This window comes from Streptomyces sp. 1-11 (genome assembly GCF_007176755.1).
GTDB lineage: Bacteria > Actinomycetota > Actinomycetes > Streptomycetales > Streptomycetaceae > Streptomyces.
In genome coordinates this window covers 1-16,410 of the sequence record NZ_BJTV01000001.1, presented here as the reverse complement: position 1 = coordinate 16,410, position 16,410 = coordinate 1, and the positions used below count along the sequence as shown (strand labels likewise).

At 72.4% G+C, this 16,410-nt stretch carries 12 protein-coding genes and 1 pseudogene; 6 read left to right on the top strand and 7 right to left on the bottom strand.

The window, feature by feature from the left end:
- The first annotated feature begins 103 nt into the window (after positions 1-103).
- Positions 104-1,129 (top strand): ATP-dependent 6-phosphofructokinase, encoded by a 1,026-nt coding sequence (locus TNCT1_RS00065; RefSeq protein ID WP_143626796.1) that lies wholly within the window; start codon positions 104-106, stop codon positions 1,127-1,129.
- 17 nt (positions 1,130-1,146) lie between these two features.
- Here the strand turns inward: TNCT1_RS00065 and TNCT1_RS00060 are convergent, their stop codons facing one another.
- Positions 1,147-1,854, bottom strand: coding sequence for a helix-turn-helix transcriptional regulator (locus TNCT1_RS00060; RefSeq protein ID WP_174266081.1), 708 nt, complete (start codon positions 1,852-1,854; stop codon positions 1,147-1,149).
- Between the two features lie 230 nt (positions 1,855-2,084).
- Here TNCT1_RS00060 and TNCT1_RS00055 point away from each other — a divergent pair.
- Positions 2,085-2,627: pseudogene (locus TNCT1_RS00055) on the top strand (hypothetical protein); the annotation flags it as partial.
- 348 nt (positions 2,628-2,975) lie between these two features.
- Here the strand turns inward: TNCT1_RS00055 and TNCT1_RS00050 are convergent.
- Both TNCT1_RS00050 and TNCT1_RS00045 read right to left on the bottom strand, forming a co-directional pair.
- Positions 2,976-3,674 carry a response regulator gene (locus tag TNCT1_RS00050; protein ID WP_143626792.1) on the bottom strand — a complete coding sequence of 233 codons (699 nt, stop codon included), beginning with the start codon at positions 3,672-3,674 and terminating at the stop codon, positions 2,976-2,978.
- On the bottom strand, positions 3,671-5,302 hold the full coding sequence (locus TNCT1_RS00045; RefSeq protein WP_143626790.1) for a sensor histidine kinase: 1,632 nt from the start codon (positions 5,300-5,302) through the stop codon (positions 3,671-3,673). The genes TNCT1_RS00050 and TNCT1_RS00045 overlap by 4 nt, the downstream gene beginning before the upstream one ends.
- A gap of 117 nt (positions 5,303-5,419) precedes the next feature.
- Here TNCT1_RS00045 and TNCT1_RS00040 point away from each other — a divergent pair, with 117 nt between their 5' ends.
- The 4 genes from TNCT1_RS00040 to TNCT1_RS00025 all read left to right on the top strand — a co-directional run bounded on the left by TNCT1_RS00040 (position 5,420) and on the right by TNCT1_RS00025 (position 10,132).
- Complete coding sequence (locus TNCT1_RS00040) at positions 5,420-6,835, top strand: cation:dicarboxylate symporter family transporter (RefSeq protein ID WP_143628224.1); 1,416 nt, start codon at positions 5,420-5,422, stop codon at positions 6,833-6,835.
- 143 nt (positions 6,836-6,978) lie between these two features.
- Positions 6,979-7,407 (top strand): MerR family transcriptional regulator, encoded by a 429-nt coding sequence (locus TNCT1_RS00035; protein WP_143626788.1) that lies wholly within the window; start codon positions 6,979-6,981, stop codon positions 7,405-7,407.
- Complete coding sequence (locus TNCT1_RS00030) at positions 7,404-7,736, top strand: co-chaperone YbbN (protein WP_143626786.1); 333 nt, start codon at positions 7,404-7,406, stop codon at positions 7,734-7,736. Before TNCT1_RS00035 ends, TNCT1_RS00030 begins: the two co-directional genes overlap by 4 nt.
- Before the next feature lie 170 nt (positions 7,737-7,906).
- The gene (locus tag TNCT1_RS00025; RefSeq protein ID WP_143628222.1) at positions 7,907-10,132 is read left to right on the top strand and encodes a UvrD-helicase domain-containing protein; all 2,226 of its coding nucleotides are present in this window, start codon (positions 7,907-7,909) and stop codon (positions 10,130-10,132) included.
- 85 nt (positions 10,133-10,217) lie between these two features.
- Here the strand turns inward: TNCT1_RS00025 and glgB are convergent, their stop codons facing one another.
- The 4 genes from glgB to TNCT1_RS00005 form a co-directional block, all read right to left on the bottom strand.
- Complete coding sequence (gene glgB, locus TNCT1_RS00020; RefSeq protein ID WP_143626784.1) at positions 10,218-12,599, bottom strand: 1,4-alpha-glucan branching enzyme; 2,382 nt, start codon at positions 12,597-12,599, stop codon at positions 10,218-10,220.
- Positions 12,596-14,011, bottom strand: a complete 1,416-nt coding sequence (locus TNCT1_RS00015; protein ID WP_143626782.1) for a phosphotransferase — start codon at positions 14,009-14,011, stop codon at positions 12,596-12,598. Before TNCT1_RS00015 ends, glgB begins: the two co-directional genes overlap by 4 nt.
- 95 nt (positions 14,012-14,106) lie before the next feature.
- Complete coding sequence (treS, locus tag TNCT1_RS00010) at positions 14,107-15,807, bottom strand: maltose alpha-D-glucosyltransferase (protein WP_143626781.1); 1,701 nt, start codon at positions 15,805-15,807, stop codon at positions 14,107-14,109.
- Positions 15,804-16,410, bottom strand: a 607-nt coding sequence (locus TNCT1_RS00005) for a DUF3459 domain-containing protein (RefSeq protein WP_143626779.1), incomplete at its 5' end; no start/stop codon positions are given. The genes TNCT1_RS00005 and treS, both read right to left, overlap by 4 nt.

Below are 16,410 nucleotides of genomic sequence, written 5' to 3'. Positions count from 1 at the left end.
CCGGGGAGGGTTAAGGCGCCCGTCAAGACATCACCCGGTCGGCGGACGTGAAACAATCGGGATTGGCTCACAGGCACCGACAGCGAGCAGGAGACACAGCACGATGCGCATCGGAGTTCTCACCGCAGGCGGCGACTGCCCCGGCCTGAACGCCGTGATCCGGTCGGTCGTGCACCGGGCGGTGGCGCAGTACGGCGACGAGGTCATCGGCTTCGAGGACGGCTACCGGGGCCTGCTCGACCGCCACTACCGGGCGCTGGACCTGGACGCGGTCAGCGGCATCCTCGCTCGCGGCGGCACCATCCTCGGCTCCTCCCGGCTCCAGCGCGACCGGCTGCGCGAGGCCTGCGAGGGCGCCGCCGACATGGTCGAGGAGTTCGGCATCGACGCGCTGATCCCGATCGGCGGCGAGGGCACCCTGACGGCGGCCCGGATGCTGTCCGACGCCGGTCTGCCGGTCGTCGGCGTGCCGAAGACGATCGACAACGACATCTCCTCCACCGACCGCACCTTCGGCTTCGACACCGCCGTCGGCGTGGCCACGGAGGCCATGGACCGCCTGAAGACCACGGCCGAGTCCCACCAGCGTGTGATGGTCGTCGAGGTCATGGGCCGGCACGCCGGCTGGATCGCCCTGGAGTCCGGCATGGCCGCCGGCGCCCACGGGATCTGCCTGCCCGAACGCCCCTTCGACCCGGCCGACCTGGTCAAGATGGTCGAGGAACGCTTCGCCCGCGGCAAGAAGTTCGCGGTCATCTGCGTCGCCGAGGGCGCGCACCCCGCCGAGGGCAGCATGGACTACGGCAAGGGCGAGATCGACCAGTACGGGCACGAGCGCTTCCTGGGCATCGGCACCGCGCTGGCCTACGAGCTGGAGCGGCGGCTCGGCAAGGAGGCCAAGCCGGTCATCCTCGGCCACGTCCAGCGCGGCGGCGTGCCCACCGCCTACGACCGGGTCCTCGCCACGCGCTTCGGCTGGCACGCCGTCGAGGCCGCGCACCGCGGGGAGTTCGGCCGGATGACCGCGCTGCGCGGCACCGACATCGTGATGGTCCCGCTCGCGGAGGCCGTCACCGAGCTGAAGACGGTCCCGAAGGACCGCATGGACGAGGCGGAGTCGGTCTTCTAGGCCCTCCCGCCCCCTGCTCAGCGGCTCCTGGACGTCACCGCCGCCCAGAAGTTGTCCACGATCCGGTCGAGGAACTCCCGGCCGGACTCGCCCGCGCCGCTGCCGCCGCCGCCCCAGCCGAGGGTGGCGGCCATGCGCCCCTGGTAGTCCTGGTGCAGCTCCCGCAGCGCCTCCTCCACGACGCCCTGAGCCAGGGGCACCAGTCTCGTCACCGGCCGCACCTGGGCCTGCCAGCGGGTCGTCACCGCGCCGCGCAGCAGGCCGGCGAGCGGCGCCTCGCGGCCCGTGACGGCGACGAAGTCGGGCGGGGCGAGCTCCAGCACCCGGGCGAGGGCGGCCGACCGGCGTTCGTCGCCGCGCCACTGCCCGCTCTCCTCCGCCCGCAGGTAACCGCGCAGATCCATGCCGACCGCGTGGGCGACGTCCTCCGGCGCGATCCCGCGGGCGACGCGGTGCTCGCGCAGGGTCCGCGGGCGGCTGATGAGTTCTCCCGGGGAGCACCACAACACCCCGGCGAGCGCGCCGATCTCGGCGCCGCCCGGGGCGGCCGTGCCGCGTTCCCAGGCGACCACGAGGCCGGGTGTCACGTACGGCAGCCCGTACGAGACGCGCATGGTGTGGGCGACGTGCTCGGGCCCCATGCCGAGGGCCGCCCGCAGTCTGCGGGCGGCCTGGGCGTCGAACGGGGGGCCGGCGGAATCGGGTCGGGACGGGAGTGGGCGCACTCGGGACAAGCTAGGGCCGCGGCGGGCCGCTGACCACGGTGGGTTCCACCAGGATCACCCGCTGTGCGGGGGCACGGATTTGGACGTTCGGCGGACGGGGCAGGCGAGGCGGCCGTCCGCCGGCCGGCCGGTCCGTGAGCGCCGACTCCGGCGGAAGTGCGGCGAGAGCCGGAATGGCGGGCCCCGGCTGAGGCAGACTCTCCAGGTACGCAGGGGGGGAAGGGGCGCACATGGCCGAACCGGACATCGGCGTGGGGCAGTTGCTGCTCGCCGAGTACCAGACGATCAAGGACGAGCAGAAGACCCGCATCGGGTTCCGGGACAATCTGCTCTACGTCACGCTGACCGTCGTGGCCGCCGTGATCGCGGCCGCCGCGCAGGCCAAACAGACCGCGATGCTGCTGGCGCTGCCGCCGGTGTGCGTCGTGCTGGGCTGGACGTACCTGGTCAACGACCAGAAGATCTCCGCCATCGGGGCCTATGTGCGCGAGGAGCTGGGGCCCCGGCTCGCCGCGACGGTCCGGGTGCGGGACGCGGAGGTCTTCCGCTGGGAGACCGCCCACCGGGGCGACGCGCGACGGGTGTCCCGCAAGGCCGCCCAGTGCGTGGTCGACCTGCTGGCCTTCTGCGTGGTGCCGCTGAGCGCGCTGATCGTCTACTGGGTCGGCGACGACGTCCCGCCGGGACTGGCGACCCTGTCCGTCCTGGAAGCCGCCTCGGTGACCGGCCTGGGCGTCTACATCGTCCAGTACGCGCTGCCGTTCGGGACGGGCGCCTCCGGCGGACCGGCCGCGGCGGCGCCGGGCGCCGCGGCTGGAGCCGCGGGGGCGCCGGGTGACGGGGCTGGAGCCGCGGGGGCGCCGGGTGACGGGGCTGGAGCCGCGGGGGCGCCGGGTGCTGCGCCCGGGGCCGGCTGGGGGCCGGACCACGGAGGCGGAGCAGCCGGGGCCCCTGACGACGGGACGGCGGGTGACGGGCCGGCGGGTGACGGGACGGCCGGAGTGCCGGGTGCCGGAGCCGCCGGCGCGCCGGGCGCCGGGACGGCCGGGGTGCCGGGTGTCAGGGGGGCAGGGGACGTGGGGGAGGGGGTGTGATCGGGGCCCGGGGCCCGGGGCCCGGGGTCAGCGGGACGGGGGGCCCGGGGTCCAGCGGTAGACCAGTTCCGGGCGGCCGACCTGGCCGTAGACCGGGCGCCGCTCGGCCCTTCCGGCGTCGACCAGGTGCTCCAGGTAGCGGCGGGCGGTGATCCGGGAGATGCCCACGGCCTCGGCGACGCCGGTCGCCGCCAGACCCTCCGGGGCCTCCCGCAGGGCGCCGGTCACCCGCTCCAGGGTGGGACCGCTCAGGCCCTTCGGCAGCGCGGCGGGGGACGGCGCGCGCAGCACGGCCAGGGCACGGTCCACCTCGTCCTGCCCGCTGGCCTCGCCCACCGCGGCGTGGAACTCGGCGTAGCGCACCAGCCGGTCGCGCAGCGTGGCGAAGGTGAACGGCTTCAGGACGTACTGCACGACGCCCAGCGAGACGCCCTCGCGGACCACGGCCAGATCCCGCGCCGACGTCACCGCTATGACGTCCGCGTGGTGCCCCGCCGCCCGCAGGGACCGGGCGAGCTGCAGTCCGTGCACATCGGGCAGGTGCAGATCGAGGAGCAGCAGGTCCACCGCCGTCCGGTCCAGGAACCGTCGTGCCTCCGCCCCGGTGTGCGCCTTCCCGACCGCGACGAACCCCGGCACCCGCCCGACGTACATCACGTGCGCGTCGGCGGCGACCGGATCGTCCTCCACCACGAGGACCCGGATCGCCTGTCGCTCCCCGGTCATCCGCCGCCACCCACCGCCGTGCGCAACGGCAACCGCACCTCGAACACCGCGCCGCCCTCCTCGGCCTCCGCCACCGCCAGCGCGCCCTCGTGACGCGTGACCGCCTGCCGGACCAGGGCCAGGCCCAGGCCCCGTCCGCCGGGACCCGCCGGTTTCGTCGAGTACCCCCGCTGGAATACCAGGTCCGCGTGGGCCGGGTCGACCCCGGCCCCCGTGTCCGAGACCCGCAGCACCAGCTCGGCGCCCTCCGCGTACGCCGTCACCGTGACCCGGGCCCCGGTGCTGCCCTGCGCCGCGTCCACCGCGTTGTCGATGAGGTTGCCGAGGATGGTCACCAGGTCCCGCGCGGACAGGCCCGCGGGCAGCAGCTCGTCGTCCAGCCGGCTGTCCGCCGACACCACCAGCTCCACGCCCCGCTCGTTCGCCTGCGCGGTCTTGCCCAGCAGCAGCGCGGCCAGCACCGGCTCGCTCACCGCCGCGACCACCTGGTCGGTCAGCGCCTGCGCCAGCTCCAGTTCGGCCGTCGCGAACTCCACCGCCTCCTCGGCCCGGCCCAGCTCGATCAGCGAGACGACCGTGTGCAGGCGGTTCGCCGCCTCGTGCGCCTGCGACCGCAGCGCCTGCGTGAAGCCCCGCTCCGAGTCCAGCTCGCCCATCAGGGACTGCAGCTCGGTCACGTCGCGCAGCGTCACCACGGTGCCCCGGCGCTCGCCGCCCGACACCGGTGAGGTGTTCACCACCAGCACCCGGGACGCCGTCAGGTGCACCTCGTCCACCCGCGGCTGCGAGGACAGCAGCGCCCCGGTCAGCGGAACCGGCAGCCCCAGGTCGGCCACCGAGCGCCCGATCAGGTCCGGGTCACCGGCGCCGCCCACCCCCAGCAGCTCACGGCCGCCGTCGTTGATCAGCGCCACCCGGTACTGCCCGTCCAGCATCAGCAGCCCCTCGCGCACCGCGTGCAGGGCGGCCTGGTGGTAGTCGTGCATCCGGCTCAGCTCGGTCGCGTTCATGCCGTGGGTGTGCCGGCGCAGCCGGGCGTTGATCACATAGGTGCCCACCGCGCCCAGCAGCAGGGTCCCGCCGGCCACCCCCAGCAGGGCGGTGACCTGCTCCTGGACCCGGGCGCTGATCGCCTCGACCTTGATGCCCGCGCTCACCAGCCCGATGACCCGGCCGTTCTCCTCCACCGGGGTCACCGCGCGCACGGACGCGCCGAGGGTGCCGGTGTAGGTCTCGGTGAAGGTGCGGCCGTGCCGTGCGGGATCGGTCCTGCCCAGGAAGTGCCGGCCTATCTGCCGCTCGTCGGGATGCGTCCAGCGGATGCCGGCGGGGTTCATGATCGTCACGAAGTCGACGTTCGTGTCCCGCATCACCCGCACCGCGTAGGGCTGCAGCTCCGCGGTCGGGTCGGGGGTGTGGATCGCCGCGCGGACCGAGGGGGAGTCCGCCACCGAGCGGGCCACGGCGGTCGCGTGCCGGGCCGCCGCGTCCTGCGCCTGCCGGCCGTCGTTGAGGTAGGTGAACAGCGCGTACCCGGCCACCACCACCGCGATCAGCACCGCCTGCACGGCGAACAGCTGGGTCGCCAGGCTGCGGGGCCGGGGCCGGGGCAGGGACGGGAGACGCATGCCTGCAGTGTGCCTCTCCTTTCAGGCGTGAACTAAATGAACGGAAGGGTGACCGCTCTCACAGGGCGGGAGATAGTCACGGCATCCCCCACCCCGGACGTGAGCCGCACGCCGGTGATGCCGACGAAGACGTCAAGGAGGGCAGCCGTGGCCGCCAGCACCCCCGATACGGCACCTGCCGCACCCCGCGCCAAGCGGGACCGGACCCATTACCTGTACATAGCCGTCATCGTGGCGGTCGCACTCGGTATCGCCGTGGGACTGATCTGGCCCGATGCCGCGGTCGAGCTGAAGCCGCTGGGCACCGGCTTCGTGAACCTGATCAAGATGATGATCTCGCCGATCATCTTCTGCACGATCGTGCTGGGCATCGGCTCCGTGCGCAAGGCCGCGAAGGTCGGCGCCGTCGGCGGTATCGCGCTCGGCTACTTCCTGGTGATGTCGCTGGTCGCGCTCGCCATCGGACTCGTCGTCGGCAACGTGCTGCACCCCGGGGACGGACTGCACCTGACCGACGCGCTCAAGCAGACCGGGCACGCCCAGGTCTCCAGCGACGCGCTGCCGCCCGTCGACTTCGTGCTCTCGATCATCCCGGTCACCTTCGTGTCCGCCTTCACCGAGGGCCAGGTGCTGCAGACCCTGCTGATCGCCCTGCTCGCCGGTTTCGCGCTGCAGGCCATGGGCTCGGCCGGGCAGCCGGTGCTGCGCGGCGTCGAGCACATCCAGCGGCTGGTCTTCCGCATCCTGTCCATGGTCATGTGGGCCGCGCCCATCGGCGCCTTCGGCGCCATCGCGGCCGTCGTCGGCTCGGCCGGCCTGGACGCGCTGAAGAGCCTCGCCGTGCTGATGCTCGGCTTCTACGTGACCTGCTTCCTGTTCGTCTTCGTCGTGCTCGGCGCGGTGCTGCGGATCGTCGCCGGCGTGAACATCCTCTCCCTGTGCAAGTACCTCGCCCGGGAGTTCCTGCTGATCCTGTCCACCTCCTCCTCCGAGTCCGCGCTGCCGCGGCTCATCGCGAAGATGGAGCACCTGGGCGTCAGCAAGCCGGTCGTCGGCATCACCGTGCCGACCGGCTACTCCTTCAACCTCGACGGCACGATGATCTACATGACCATGGCGTCGCTGTACATCGCCGACGCCCTGGGCACCCCGATGTCGGTCGGCGAGCAGATCCCGCTGCTGCTCTTCCTGCTGCTGGCCTCCAAGGGCGCCGCCGGCGTCAGCGGCGCCGGCCTGGCCACGCTGGCCGGCGGCCTGCAGTCGCACAAGCCCGCGCTGGTCGACGGCGTCGGCCTGATCGTCGGCATCGACCGGTTCATGAGCGAGGCCCGCGCCCTGACCAACTTCGCCGGCAACGCCGTGGCCACCGTGCTGATCGGCACCTGGACCAAGGAGATCGACAACGGCCGGGTGCGGCAGGTGCTGGCCGGTGAGATCCCGTTCGACGAGACGACGCTGCTGGACGAGAAGAGTTCCGTCACCGGGCTGCCCGAGCCCCGCGAGGGCGAGGAGAAGGAGCTGGCCAGGGCCTGATCCGAAGGCTCCGGACGCGCGGCCCCGCCTGAACCCGGGCCGGGCGTCCGGCTCTCGCCGGGCGGCCGGGTTCCCCTGTGACCCGGCCGCCCGGCTTTCCCGTCCTTGCCTTGACGCCGACGTCAACGCCTACCGTCGTACGCATGCGAATCGGCGAGCTGGCCGCACGGGCCGGGACCACCACCCGCGCCCTGCGCTACTACGAGACGCGGGGACTGCTGCCCGCCCGGCGCGACGACAAGGGACACCGCACCTACGACGAGGACGACCTCAGGCTGCTGCACCAGATCCGGATCCTGCGCGACTGCGGGTTCGAGCTGGAGGAGACGAGGCCGTTCGTGGAGTGCCTGCGGGCCGGGCATCCGCAGGGCGACTCCTGCCCGGCGTCCCTGCTGGTCTACCGGCGCAAGCTGCGGGAGCTGGACGCTCTCGTCGGGCAGCTCACGGCGGTGCGGGCGACGGTCGCCGGGCAGCTGGAGCGGGCCGAGCGCGCCCGGGAGGCGCTGGCCGCCGAGTCGCTGGTTCCGGGCGGTCCGGAACCCCTGTGCGAACTGGGAGGGCGGGAGACATGACCAGAGCAGCGGGTGTGGCCGAGGTGGGGGACGCGGACTTCGGGACGGAGGTGCTGCGGGCGGATCTGCCGGTGCTGGTGGAGTTCACCGCGGACTGGTGCCCGCCGTGCCGCCAGATGGGGCCGGTGCTCAGCGACCTGGCCCGCGAGCAGCGCGGCCGGCTGAAGGTGGTGCAGCTCGACGTGGACACCAGCCCCGGGACCACGAACGCCTACAAGGTGCTGTCGATGCCGACGTTCATGGTGTTCCGCGACGGCGAGCCGGTGAAGGCGATGGTGGGGGCGCGGTCCGGGAGGCGGCTGCTGGAGGAACTGGCCGACGTGCTCTGAAAGCGGGCCCGCACACCAAAAAATCCCCTGAGCAATTGCGCTCGGGGGATTTCTCTGCGTATATTCAGTGGTTCGCGACTTCATTTGAATGAGATCGCGAAGAAGTTCACTGAGCAGAGTATATCCGGGCGGGAGCGGAATTGTCAAACACCGAATTTCCGGACGGTGAATTGCGGCGCGAGCAGGAATTCATCGACGGACTGTACGCGCGCGTCGACGTGCTGCGCGGCGAGGCCGAGACCTCGGTCGCGGACGCGCTCGCGCAGGGCGACAAGCCCATGCAGGCCCGGCTGGAGCGGGACATCCTGGTCGCCGAGCGCTCCGGGCTGCTCGCCGCGCTGAACGCGGTGGACGGTTCGCTCTGCTTCGGCCGGATCGACCTGACCTCCGGTGTCAGCCACCACATCGGCCGCATCGGGCTGCGCGAGGACGACGCCGAGCGCACCCCGGTCCTCATCGACTGGCGGGCCGACGTGGCCCGCCCGTTCTACCTGGCCACCGGCCACACCCCGATGGGGCTGCGCCGCCGCCGGCACCTCACCACCGAGGGCCGGACCGTGACCTCGCTGCACGACGAGATCCTCGACCTCGGCGACGCCACCCGCACCGGCCACGAGGACCCCAGCGGCGACGCCGTCCTGCTCGCCGCGCTCAACTCGGCGCGGACCGGCCGGATGAGCGACATCGTGCAGACCATCCAGGCCGAGCAGGACGAGATCATCCGGGCCTCGCACCGCGGGGTGCTGGTGGTCGAGGGCGGTCCCGGCACCGGCAAGACCGCCGTGGCGCTGCACCGGGCCGCCTACCTGCTCTACGAGCACCGGGAGCTGCTGGCCCGCCGCGCCGTGCTCATCGTCGGGCCCAACCCCGCCTTCCTCGGCTACATCGGCGAGGTGCTGCCCTCCCTCGGTGAGACCGGCGTACTGCTGGCCACGGTCGGCGAGCTGTTCCCCGGGGTGCGGGCCACCGCGCAGGACACGCCCGAGGCGGCAGCCGTGAAGGGCCGCGCCGGCATGGCCGACGTGCTCGCCGCCGTCGTACGCGACCGGCAGGCCCTGCCCGACCCGGTCATCGCCGTCGAGCACGAGCGCGAGGTGCTGATGCTGGACGACGGGCTCGTGGCCGTCGCCCGTGAGCGCACCCGCGCCGCCGGGCTGCCCCACAACGCGGCCCGTGAGTACTTCGAGGGCCACATCCTCAACACGCTCACCGAGCTGTACGCCGAGCGGGTGGGCACCGACCCGTACGACGGCAGCAGCCTGCTGGACCCCGCCGACATCACCCAGATCCGCGACGAACTCGCCGAGAACCCCGAGGTCTGGTCCGCCGTCGACCGGTTGTGGCCCCGCATCACCCCGCGGCGCCTGGTGGCCGACTTCCTCGCCGAGCCCGACGGCTACCTGTCCCCGGCCGACGCCGACGCGATCCGCCGCCCGCAGACCCGGGCCTGGACGGTCGCCGACGTGCCCCTCCTCGACGAGGCGGCCGAACTCCTCGGCGAGGACGACCGGATCGCCAGGGCCCGCGCCGAACGCGAGCGGGAGACCCAGGTCGCCTACGCCCAGGGCGTGCTCGACGTCTCCTACGCCTCGCGCACCTACGAGTTCGAGGACAAGGAGGACAGCGACCCGGACGCCAGCGAGGTCCTGTCCGCCCACGACATCATCGACGCCGAGCGGTTCGCCGAGCGGCACGAGGAGGCCGACCACCGCAGCGCCGCCGAGCGGGCCGCCGCCGACCGGACCTGGGCCTTCGGCCACATCATCGTCGACGAGGCGCAGGAGCTGTCGCCGATGGCCTGGCGGCTGCTGATGCGCCGCAGCCCGACCCGATCGATGACCCTGGTGGGCGACCCCGCCCAGACCGCGGAGGCGGCCGGCGTCGGCTCCTGGGCGGACATCCTCACGCCCTACGTCGAGGACCGCTGGGAACACACCCGGCTGGGCGTCAACTACCGCACCCCGGCCGAGATCATGGAACTGGCGGCGGCCGTGGTGCGCGCCGAGAACCCGGACTTCGAACCGCCGAGTTCGGTGCGCTCGACGGGCGTGCGGCCCTGGGTGCGGGACGCCGAGGGCGACCTGCCCGGCGCGGTCGCCGAGGCGGTCGCCGAACTCACCCCCGAGGAGGGCCGGCTCGCGGTCATCGCCCCGCGCGACCTGCACCCGGCGCTGGCCGCCCGGCTCGACGGGGTGACGGCGGGCGGGGAACCCGACCTGACCCGCACCGTCGTCCTGCTCGACCCCCGCCAGTCCAAGGGCCTGGAATTCGACGCGGTCCTGGTCGTCGAACCGGCCCGCTACGGCACGAGCGACCTCTACGTCGCCCTCACCCGTGCCACCCAGCGCCTCGGCGTGCTCCACACCGGCGACCTGCCGGCGGCGCTGAAGGCCTGACGGATCCACCGGAGGGGCCGGTCCGCATCGGCTCCTCCGGTGGTACCGGGCCCCCGGGAGGGGCGGGCGGGGGGAGCGGGACGGTCTAGGCCGGCCGCAGCCACACCGTCGCCAGGGGCGGCAGCGTCAGCCGGATGCTCGCCGGCTGCCCGTGCCAGGCCTGCGGCTCCGGCTTCACCGCGTCCGGGTTGACGACGTCGCTCCCGCCGTACCGTCCGGCGTCGCTGTTCAGCACCTCCACCCACGCCGGAACGTCCTCCGGCACACCGATCCGGTAGTCGTGCCGCACCACCGGCGCCAGATGGGACACCGCGAGCAGCGGATTGCCCTCGGCGTCGCGGCGCAGGAAGGCGAAGACGTTGTCCTCCGCCGCGTCACCGGTGATCCACCGGAAGCCGGCCGGATCGGTGTCCCGCTGCCACAGGGCCGGCGTGGCCCGGTAGCCTGCGTTCAGGTCCCGCACCAGGTCCCGCACGCCCCGGTGCTCGGCCTCGGCGCCGTAGGCCGGGTCGAGCAGCCACCAGTCCGGGCCGTGCGCCTCGGACCACTCGGCGCCCTGGGCGAACTCCTGGCCCATGAAGAGCAGCTGCTTGCCCGGATGCGCCCACATGAAGCCGAGGTAGGCGCGCAGGTTCGCGCGCTGCTGCCACCAGTCGCCCGGCATCTTCGACACCAGCGACCGCTTGCCGTGCACGACCTCGTCGTGGGAGATGGGCAGCACGTAGTTCTCGCTGTACGCGTACACCATCGAGAAGGTCATCTCGCCATGGTGGTGGCTGCGGTGCACCGGATCGTGGCTCATGTACTGCAGCGAGTCGTGCATCCAGCCCATGTTCCACTTCAGCCCGAAGCCCAGGCCGCCGAAGCCGCTCGGGCCGCGGTGGTGGGTGGGGCGGGTGACGCCGTCCCAGGCCGTCGACTCCTCCGCGATGGTCACCACGCCGGGGCAGCGCCGGTAGACGGTCGCGTTCATCTCCTGCAGGAAGGCGACCGCGTCCAGGTTCTCCCGGCCGCCGTGCTCGTTCGGGGTCCACTGGCCGGGCTCGCGGGAGTAGTCCAGGTAGAGCATCGAGGCGACGGCGTCCACCCGGAGCCCGTCGATGTGGAACTCCTCGCACCAGTACACCGCGTTCGCCACGAGGAAGTTGCGCACCTCGCGCCGGCCGAAGTCGAACTCGAGGGTGCCCCAGTCGGGATGGGCCGCGCGCTTGGGGTCGTGGTGCTCGTACAGCGGCCGGCCGTCGAACTCGGCCAGCGCCCACGCGTCGCGCGGGAAGTGCGCCGGGACCCAGTCCATCAGGACGCCGACGCCCGCCTGGTGGAGCCGGTCCACCAGGTACTTGAAGTCGTCCGGGGTGCCGAGCCGTGCCGTCGGCGCGTAGAAGCCGGTGACCTGGTAGCCCCAGGAACCGCCGAACGGGTGCTCCGCGACCGGCATCAGCTCCACGTGTGTGAAGCCCATCTCCGTCACGTAGGCGGGGAGCTGCTCGGCGAGCTGCCGGTAGGTCAGGCCCGGCCGCCAGGAGGGCAGGTGGACCTCGTACACCGAGAACGGCGCCTTCTCGACGGGGGTGTCCGCGCGCCGGGCCAGCCACTCGGCGTCGCCCCACTCGTGGTGCGAGGCGTGCACCACGGAGGAGGTCGCCGGCGGTACCTCGGTGCGCCGGGCCAGCGGGTCGGCGCGCAGGGTGCGCGAGCCGTCCGGGCGGGTTATCTCGAACTTGTACAGCTCGCCCTCGCCGATGCCCGGCACGAACAGCTCCCAGACGCCCGAGGAGCCGAGCGAGCGCATCGGGAAGGCGCCGGCGTCCCAGAAGTTGAAGGTGCCGGCGACCCGCACGCCGCGCGCGTTCGGCGCCCACACCGCGAACCGGGTGCCCGTCACCCCCTGGTGCGTCGTGACGTGCGCGCCGAGCGCCCGCCAGAGCTGCTCGTGCCGGCCCTCGCCGATCAGGTGCAGATCCAGCTCGCCCAGCGTGGGCAGGAACCGGTAGGCGTCCTCCGTCTCGTGCACGGTGCCGTCGTACGTCACGAGCAGCCGGTAGGCGGGGACGTCGGCGAGCGGGAGCAGCCCGGAGAAGAAGCCGTCGCCGTCGTCGTGCAGCTCCGCCCGCAGGTCCCCGGAGACCACGGTGACCGCCTGGGCGTAGGGACGGAAGGCCCGGAAGGCGAGCCCGCCCCCGGCCGGGTGGGCGCCGAGCACGGAGTGCGGGGCGTGGTGCGTGCCGTCCAGCAGCCGCGCCCGGTCGCCGGCGTCGATCGCGGGCGAGACCACCGCCTCCACCGGATCCGGCCGGGCCGGCGGCTCGGGCCTGCGGGCTGCCGGGATCGCGGCCCGGTCGCTCCTGGGCTCCCCAGACCTGCTGCTGTCGGCGCTCCTGTCGGCCGTGCTCCTCTCGGCCTTGCTCTTGTCCGTCTTGCTCTTGCCTGACTTGTTCTTCGGGGTGGCTGACTTCTTGGACGTCACGGACGGTTCTCCCGGGCGAGGGTCGGGTCGGACGTGGCGAGGCGGCGGACCGCCGCGAGCGGCACGGGCAGCCAGTCGGGGCGGTGGCGGGCCTCGTAGACGACTTCGTAGACGGCCTTGTCGATCTCGTAGGCGCGCAGCAGCACCGGATCGGTACGCGGATCGCGGCCCGTGACCTCCGCGTACCCGGAGCAGTAGGCGGCCCGACAGTGCCGGGCCCAGTCCGGCGCGGGCGGGTTCACCGAGTGGGCGGCGTAGTCGAAGGAGCGCAGCATTCCGGCGATGTCCCGCACCGGAGGCTGCGGCATGCGCCGCTCGGCCAGCGGACGGGCCGGCTCGCCCTCGAAGTCGATCAGCGACCAGTCGCCGGACGGCGAGCGCAGGCACTGGCCGAGGTGCAGGTCGCCGTGGACGCGCTGGGCGGTCCAGGAGTGCCCCTCGGCGGCCAGGTCCCGCAGCGCCTCGAAGGCGGACCGCAGCCCGCGCTCGTAGGGCAACAGCGCCGGCACCGCCCGCACCGCCGCCTCCAGCCGCTCGGTCATGCCGTCCACCAGCAGCCGGAGCTGGGCCTGGCCCAGGGTGACGGCCGGCAGGGCGCGCGCCAGCGCGGTGTGCACCTCGGCGGTCGCCCGGCCCAGCGCCCGTGCCTCGGCGACGAAGTCCTCGCCCTTGGCCAGTTCGCGCAGGGCCAGTTCCCAGCCGTCGTCCGCGCCGCTCACGAACGGCTGGAGCACGGCCAGGACGTACGGCTCCGGGTCGGGGCCGGCGAGCAGCCACGCCGTCGGCGCGGGCACCCGGGCACAGCCCTCGCGGGCCAGGGCGAGCGGTAGCTCCAGGTCGGGGTTGACCCCGGGTACCACCCGGCGCAGCAGCTTCAGGATGAACGTATCTCCGTACACAACCGACGAGTTGGACTGCTCGGCGGTCATCAGCCGCGGTACGAGGCCGTCCCGGATCTCCTGGTCCGGGGCCCGTTCGAACCGCAGCCCGCCGATGCGCGCCCGGGTGCGCAGGGCCTCCAGGAGCACCTCGGCGGGCCGGGGGTCGTACAGGGCCTCGTACACCGTGCGTCCGGCGAGCGGCCCCTCTTCCACATGCCCGATCAGCGCGGGCGCCAGCCGGGGCGGCAGCGCCTCGCGCACGCCTATCAGCAACTGGTAGCAGTCGCCGGGGTGCGGGGGCGCGCCCAGCACGGACGGCTGGTGCACGCGCAGCAGCAGGTGGTACAGGCCCAGCCGGCCGTCCGGGGGCAGCAGTTCGGTGACGGCCACCTGGGTGAACCCGGTGACCGGACGTCCCTTGCCCGCGAACCAGCGCTGCCGGGGCAGCCACTCGCGCAGCAGCGGGTCGAGTGACGTGAGCAGGTGACCGGTGGTCCGGTCCGTACCGAAGGTGGTGACCGTTTCCGCCATGGGCGTCGCGTTCCTTTCCCCGGATCGTCGGGGTGTGTGTGTTGCGTGCCCCGGGTGGGGCGGCGGAAACCGCCGGCCGCCCCACCCGGCGGGCACTACGCCGTGTCCCGGCGCAGCCGGAACCAGTAGAAGCCGTGACCCGCGAGGGTCAGCAGGTACGGCAGTTCACCGATGGCCGGGAACCGCACCCCGCCGAACAGCTCGACCGGATGGCGTCCGGTGAACTGCCTGAGGTCCAGTTCCGTGGGCTGCGCGAACCGCGAGAAGTTGTGCACGCACAGCACGAGGTCGTCCTCGTACTCGCGCAGGAAGGCGATCACCGCCGGATTCGAGGACTGCAGTTCGGTGTAGGAGCCGAGCCCGAACGCGGGGTTCTGCTTGCGGATCTCGATCATGCGGCGGGTGAAGTGCAGCAGCGACGAGGGCGACGACATGGACGCCTCGACGTTGGTGACCTGGTAGCCGTAGACCGGGTCCATGATCGTGGGCAGGAAGAGGCGCCCGGGATCGCTGCTGGAGAAGCCGGCGTTGCGGTCGGGGGTCCACTGCATCGGGGTGCGGACGGCGTCGCGGTCGCCGAGCCAGATGTTGTCGCCCATGCCGATCTCGTCGCCGTAGTACAGGATCGGGCTGCCGGGAAGCGACAGCAGCAGGGCGGTGAACAGCTCGATCTGGTTGCGGTCGTTGTCGAGCAGCGGCGCCAGCCGGCGGCGGATGCCGATGTTGGCGCGCATGCGGGGGTCCTTGGCGTACTCCGCCCACATGTAGTCGCGTTCCTCGTCGGTGACCATCTCCAGGGTCAGCTCGTCGTGGTTGCGCAGGAAGATGCCCCACTGGCAGTTCGACGGGATGGCCGGGGTCTTGGCGAGGATCTCGGAGACCGGGTAGCGGGACTCGCGGCGTACGGCCATGAAGATGCGCGGCATGACGGGGAAGTGGAAGGCCATGTGGCACTCGTCGCCGCCGGAGGTGAAGTCGCCGAAGTAGTCGACGACGTCCTCGGGCCACTGGTTGGCCTCGGCGAGCAGCACGGTGTCGGGGTACTGGGCGTCGATCTCCTTGCGGACCCGCTTGAGGAACTGGTGCGTCGCCGGCAGGTTCTCGCAGTTGGTGCCCTCCTGCTGGTACAGGTACGGCACGGCGTCCAGCCGGAACCCGTCGATGCCGAGGTCCAGCCAGAACTTGAGCGCGGAGATCATCTCCTCCTGCACGGCCGGGTTCTCGTAGTTGAGGTCCGGCTGGTGCGAGAAGAAGCGGTGCCAGTAGTACTGCTTGCGTACGGGGTCGTACGTCCAGTTGGAGGCCTCGGTGTCGACGAAGATGATCCGGGCGTCCTGGAACTGCTTGTCGTCGTCGGCCCAGACGTAGTAGTCGCCGTACGGGCCGTCGGGGTCCTTCCTCGACTCCTGAAACCACGGGTGCTGGTCGCTGGTGTGGTTCATGACGAAGTCGATGATCACGCGCATGCCGCGCTGGTGCGCCGAGTCGACGAACTCCACGAAGTCGGCCAGGTCGCCGAACTCGGGCAGTACGGCGGTGTAGTCGGAGACGTCGTAACCGCCGTCCCGCAGAGGCGACTTGAAGAAGGGCGGCAGCCATAGGCAGTCGACGCCGAGCCACTGCAGGTAGTCGAGCTTGGCGGTCAGGCCCTTCAGGTCGCCGATGCCGTCGCCGTTGCTGTCCTGGAAGGAGCGGACCAGGACCTCGTAGAAGACGGCGCTCTTGAACCAATCCGGGTGCCGGTCCTTGGCGGGAGTGTCCTCGAAGGTGTCCGGGACGGGCTCGTTGACGATCATATGGTGGGTGACCCTCCGATCGGCGGGGTGGACGGTCGCAGGACCCGGCTGTGCTCACCCGGTGGGCGGTCCCCGGGATCCCGGCCGACGGCCAGCACGTGCGCGCCGCCCGGACCGAGGCGCACATAGTTGGCCCTGCCCCAGTGATAGGTGTCGCCGGTGAGCAGGTCGCGCACCGGCGTCGACTCGTGCCATTCCAGGCCGAGTTGCGGCATGCCCAACGAGACCGTGGCTTCCTGGGTGTGGTGGGGGTCGAGGTTGGCGACCACCAGAACCGTGTTCGATCCGCTCCGCTTCGAGTACGCGATCACCGCGTCCTTGTCGGCGTGGTGGAAGTGGAGGTCGCGCAACTGCCGCAGGGCCGGGTTCGCGCGGCGGATGGCGTTGAGGCGGGTGATGAGGGGGGCGATGGTGCGGCCCTCGCGTGCGGCGGCTTCCCAGTCGCGTTGTTTGAGCTGGTACTTCTCGGAGTCGAGGTACTCCTCGCTGCCTTCCCTGAGCGGGGTGTTCTCGCACAGTTCGTAGCCGCTGTAGACGCCCCAGGCGGGGGAGAGGGTCGCGGCGAGGACGGCGCGGACCTCGAAGGCGGGCCGGCCGCCGCTC

What these genes read in the sequence shown, in the direction of transcription:
- TNCT1_RS00035 (WP_143626788.1), top strand. Translation starts at nt 6,979, where the DNA reads ATGCGAATCGGCGAGCTGGCCGCACGGGCCGGGACCACCACCCGCGCC.
- TNCT1_RS00030 (WP_143626786.1), top strand. Translation starts at nt 7,404, where the DNA reads ATGACCAGAGCAGCGGGTGTGGCCGAGGTGGGGGACGCGGACTTCGGG.
- TNCT1_RS00065 (WP_143626796.1), top strand. Translation starts at nt 104, where the DNA reads ATGCGCATCGGAGTTCTCACCGCAGGCGGCGACTGCCCCGGCCTGAAC.
- TNCT1_RS00045 (WP_143626790.1), bottom strand. Translation starts at nt 5,302, where the DNA reads ATGCGTCTCCCGTCCCTGCCCCGGCCCCGGCCCCGCAGCCTGGCGACC.
- TNCT1_RS00050 (WP_143626792.1), bottom strand. Translation starts at nt 3,674, where the DNA reads ATGACCGGGGAGCGACAGGCGATCCGGGTCCTCGTGGTGGAGGACGAT.
- treS (WP_143626781.1), bottom strand. Translation starts at nt 15,807, where the DNA reads ATGATCGTCAACGAGCCCGTCCCGGACACCTTCGAGGACACTCCCGCC.
- TNCT1_RS00015 (WP_143626782.1), bottom strand. Translation starts at nt 14,011, where the DNA reads ATGGCGGAAACGGTCACCACCTTCGGTACGGACCGGACCACCGGTCAC.
- TNCT1_RS00040 (WP_143628224.1), top strand. Translation starts at nt 5,420, where the DNA reads ATGCCGACGAAGACGTCAAGGAGGGCAGCCGTGGCCGCCAGCACCCCC.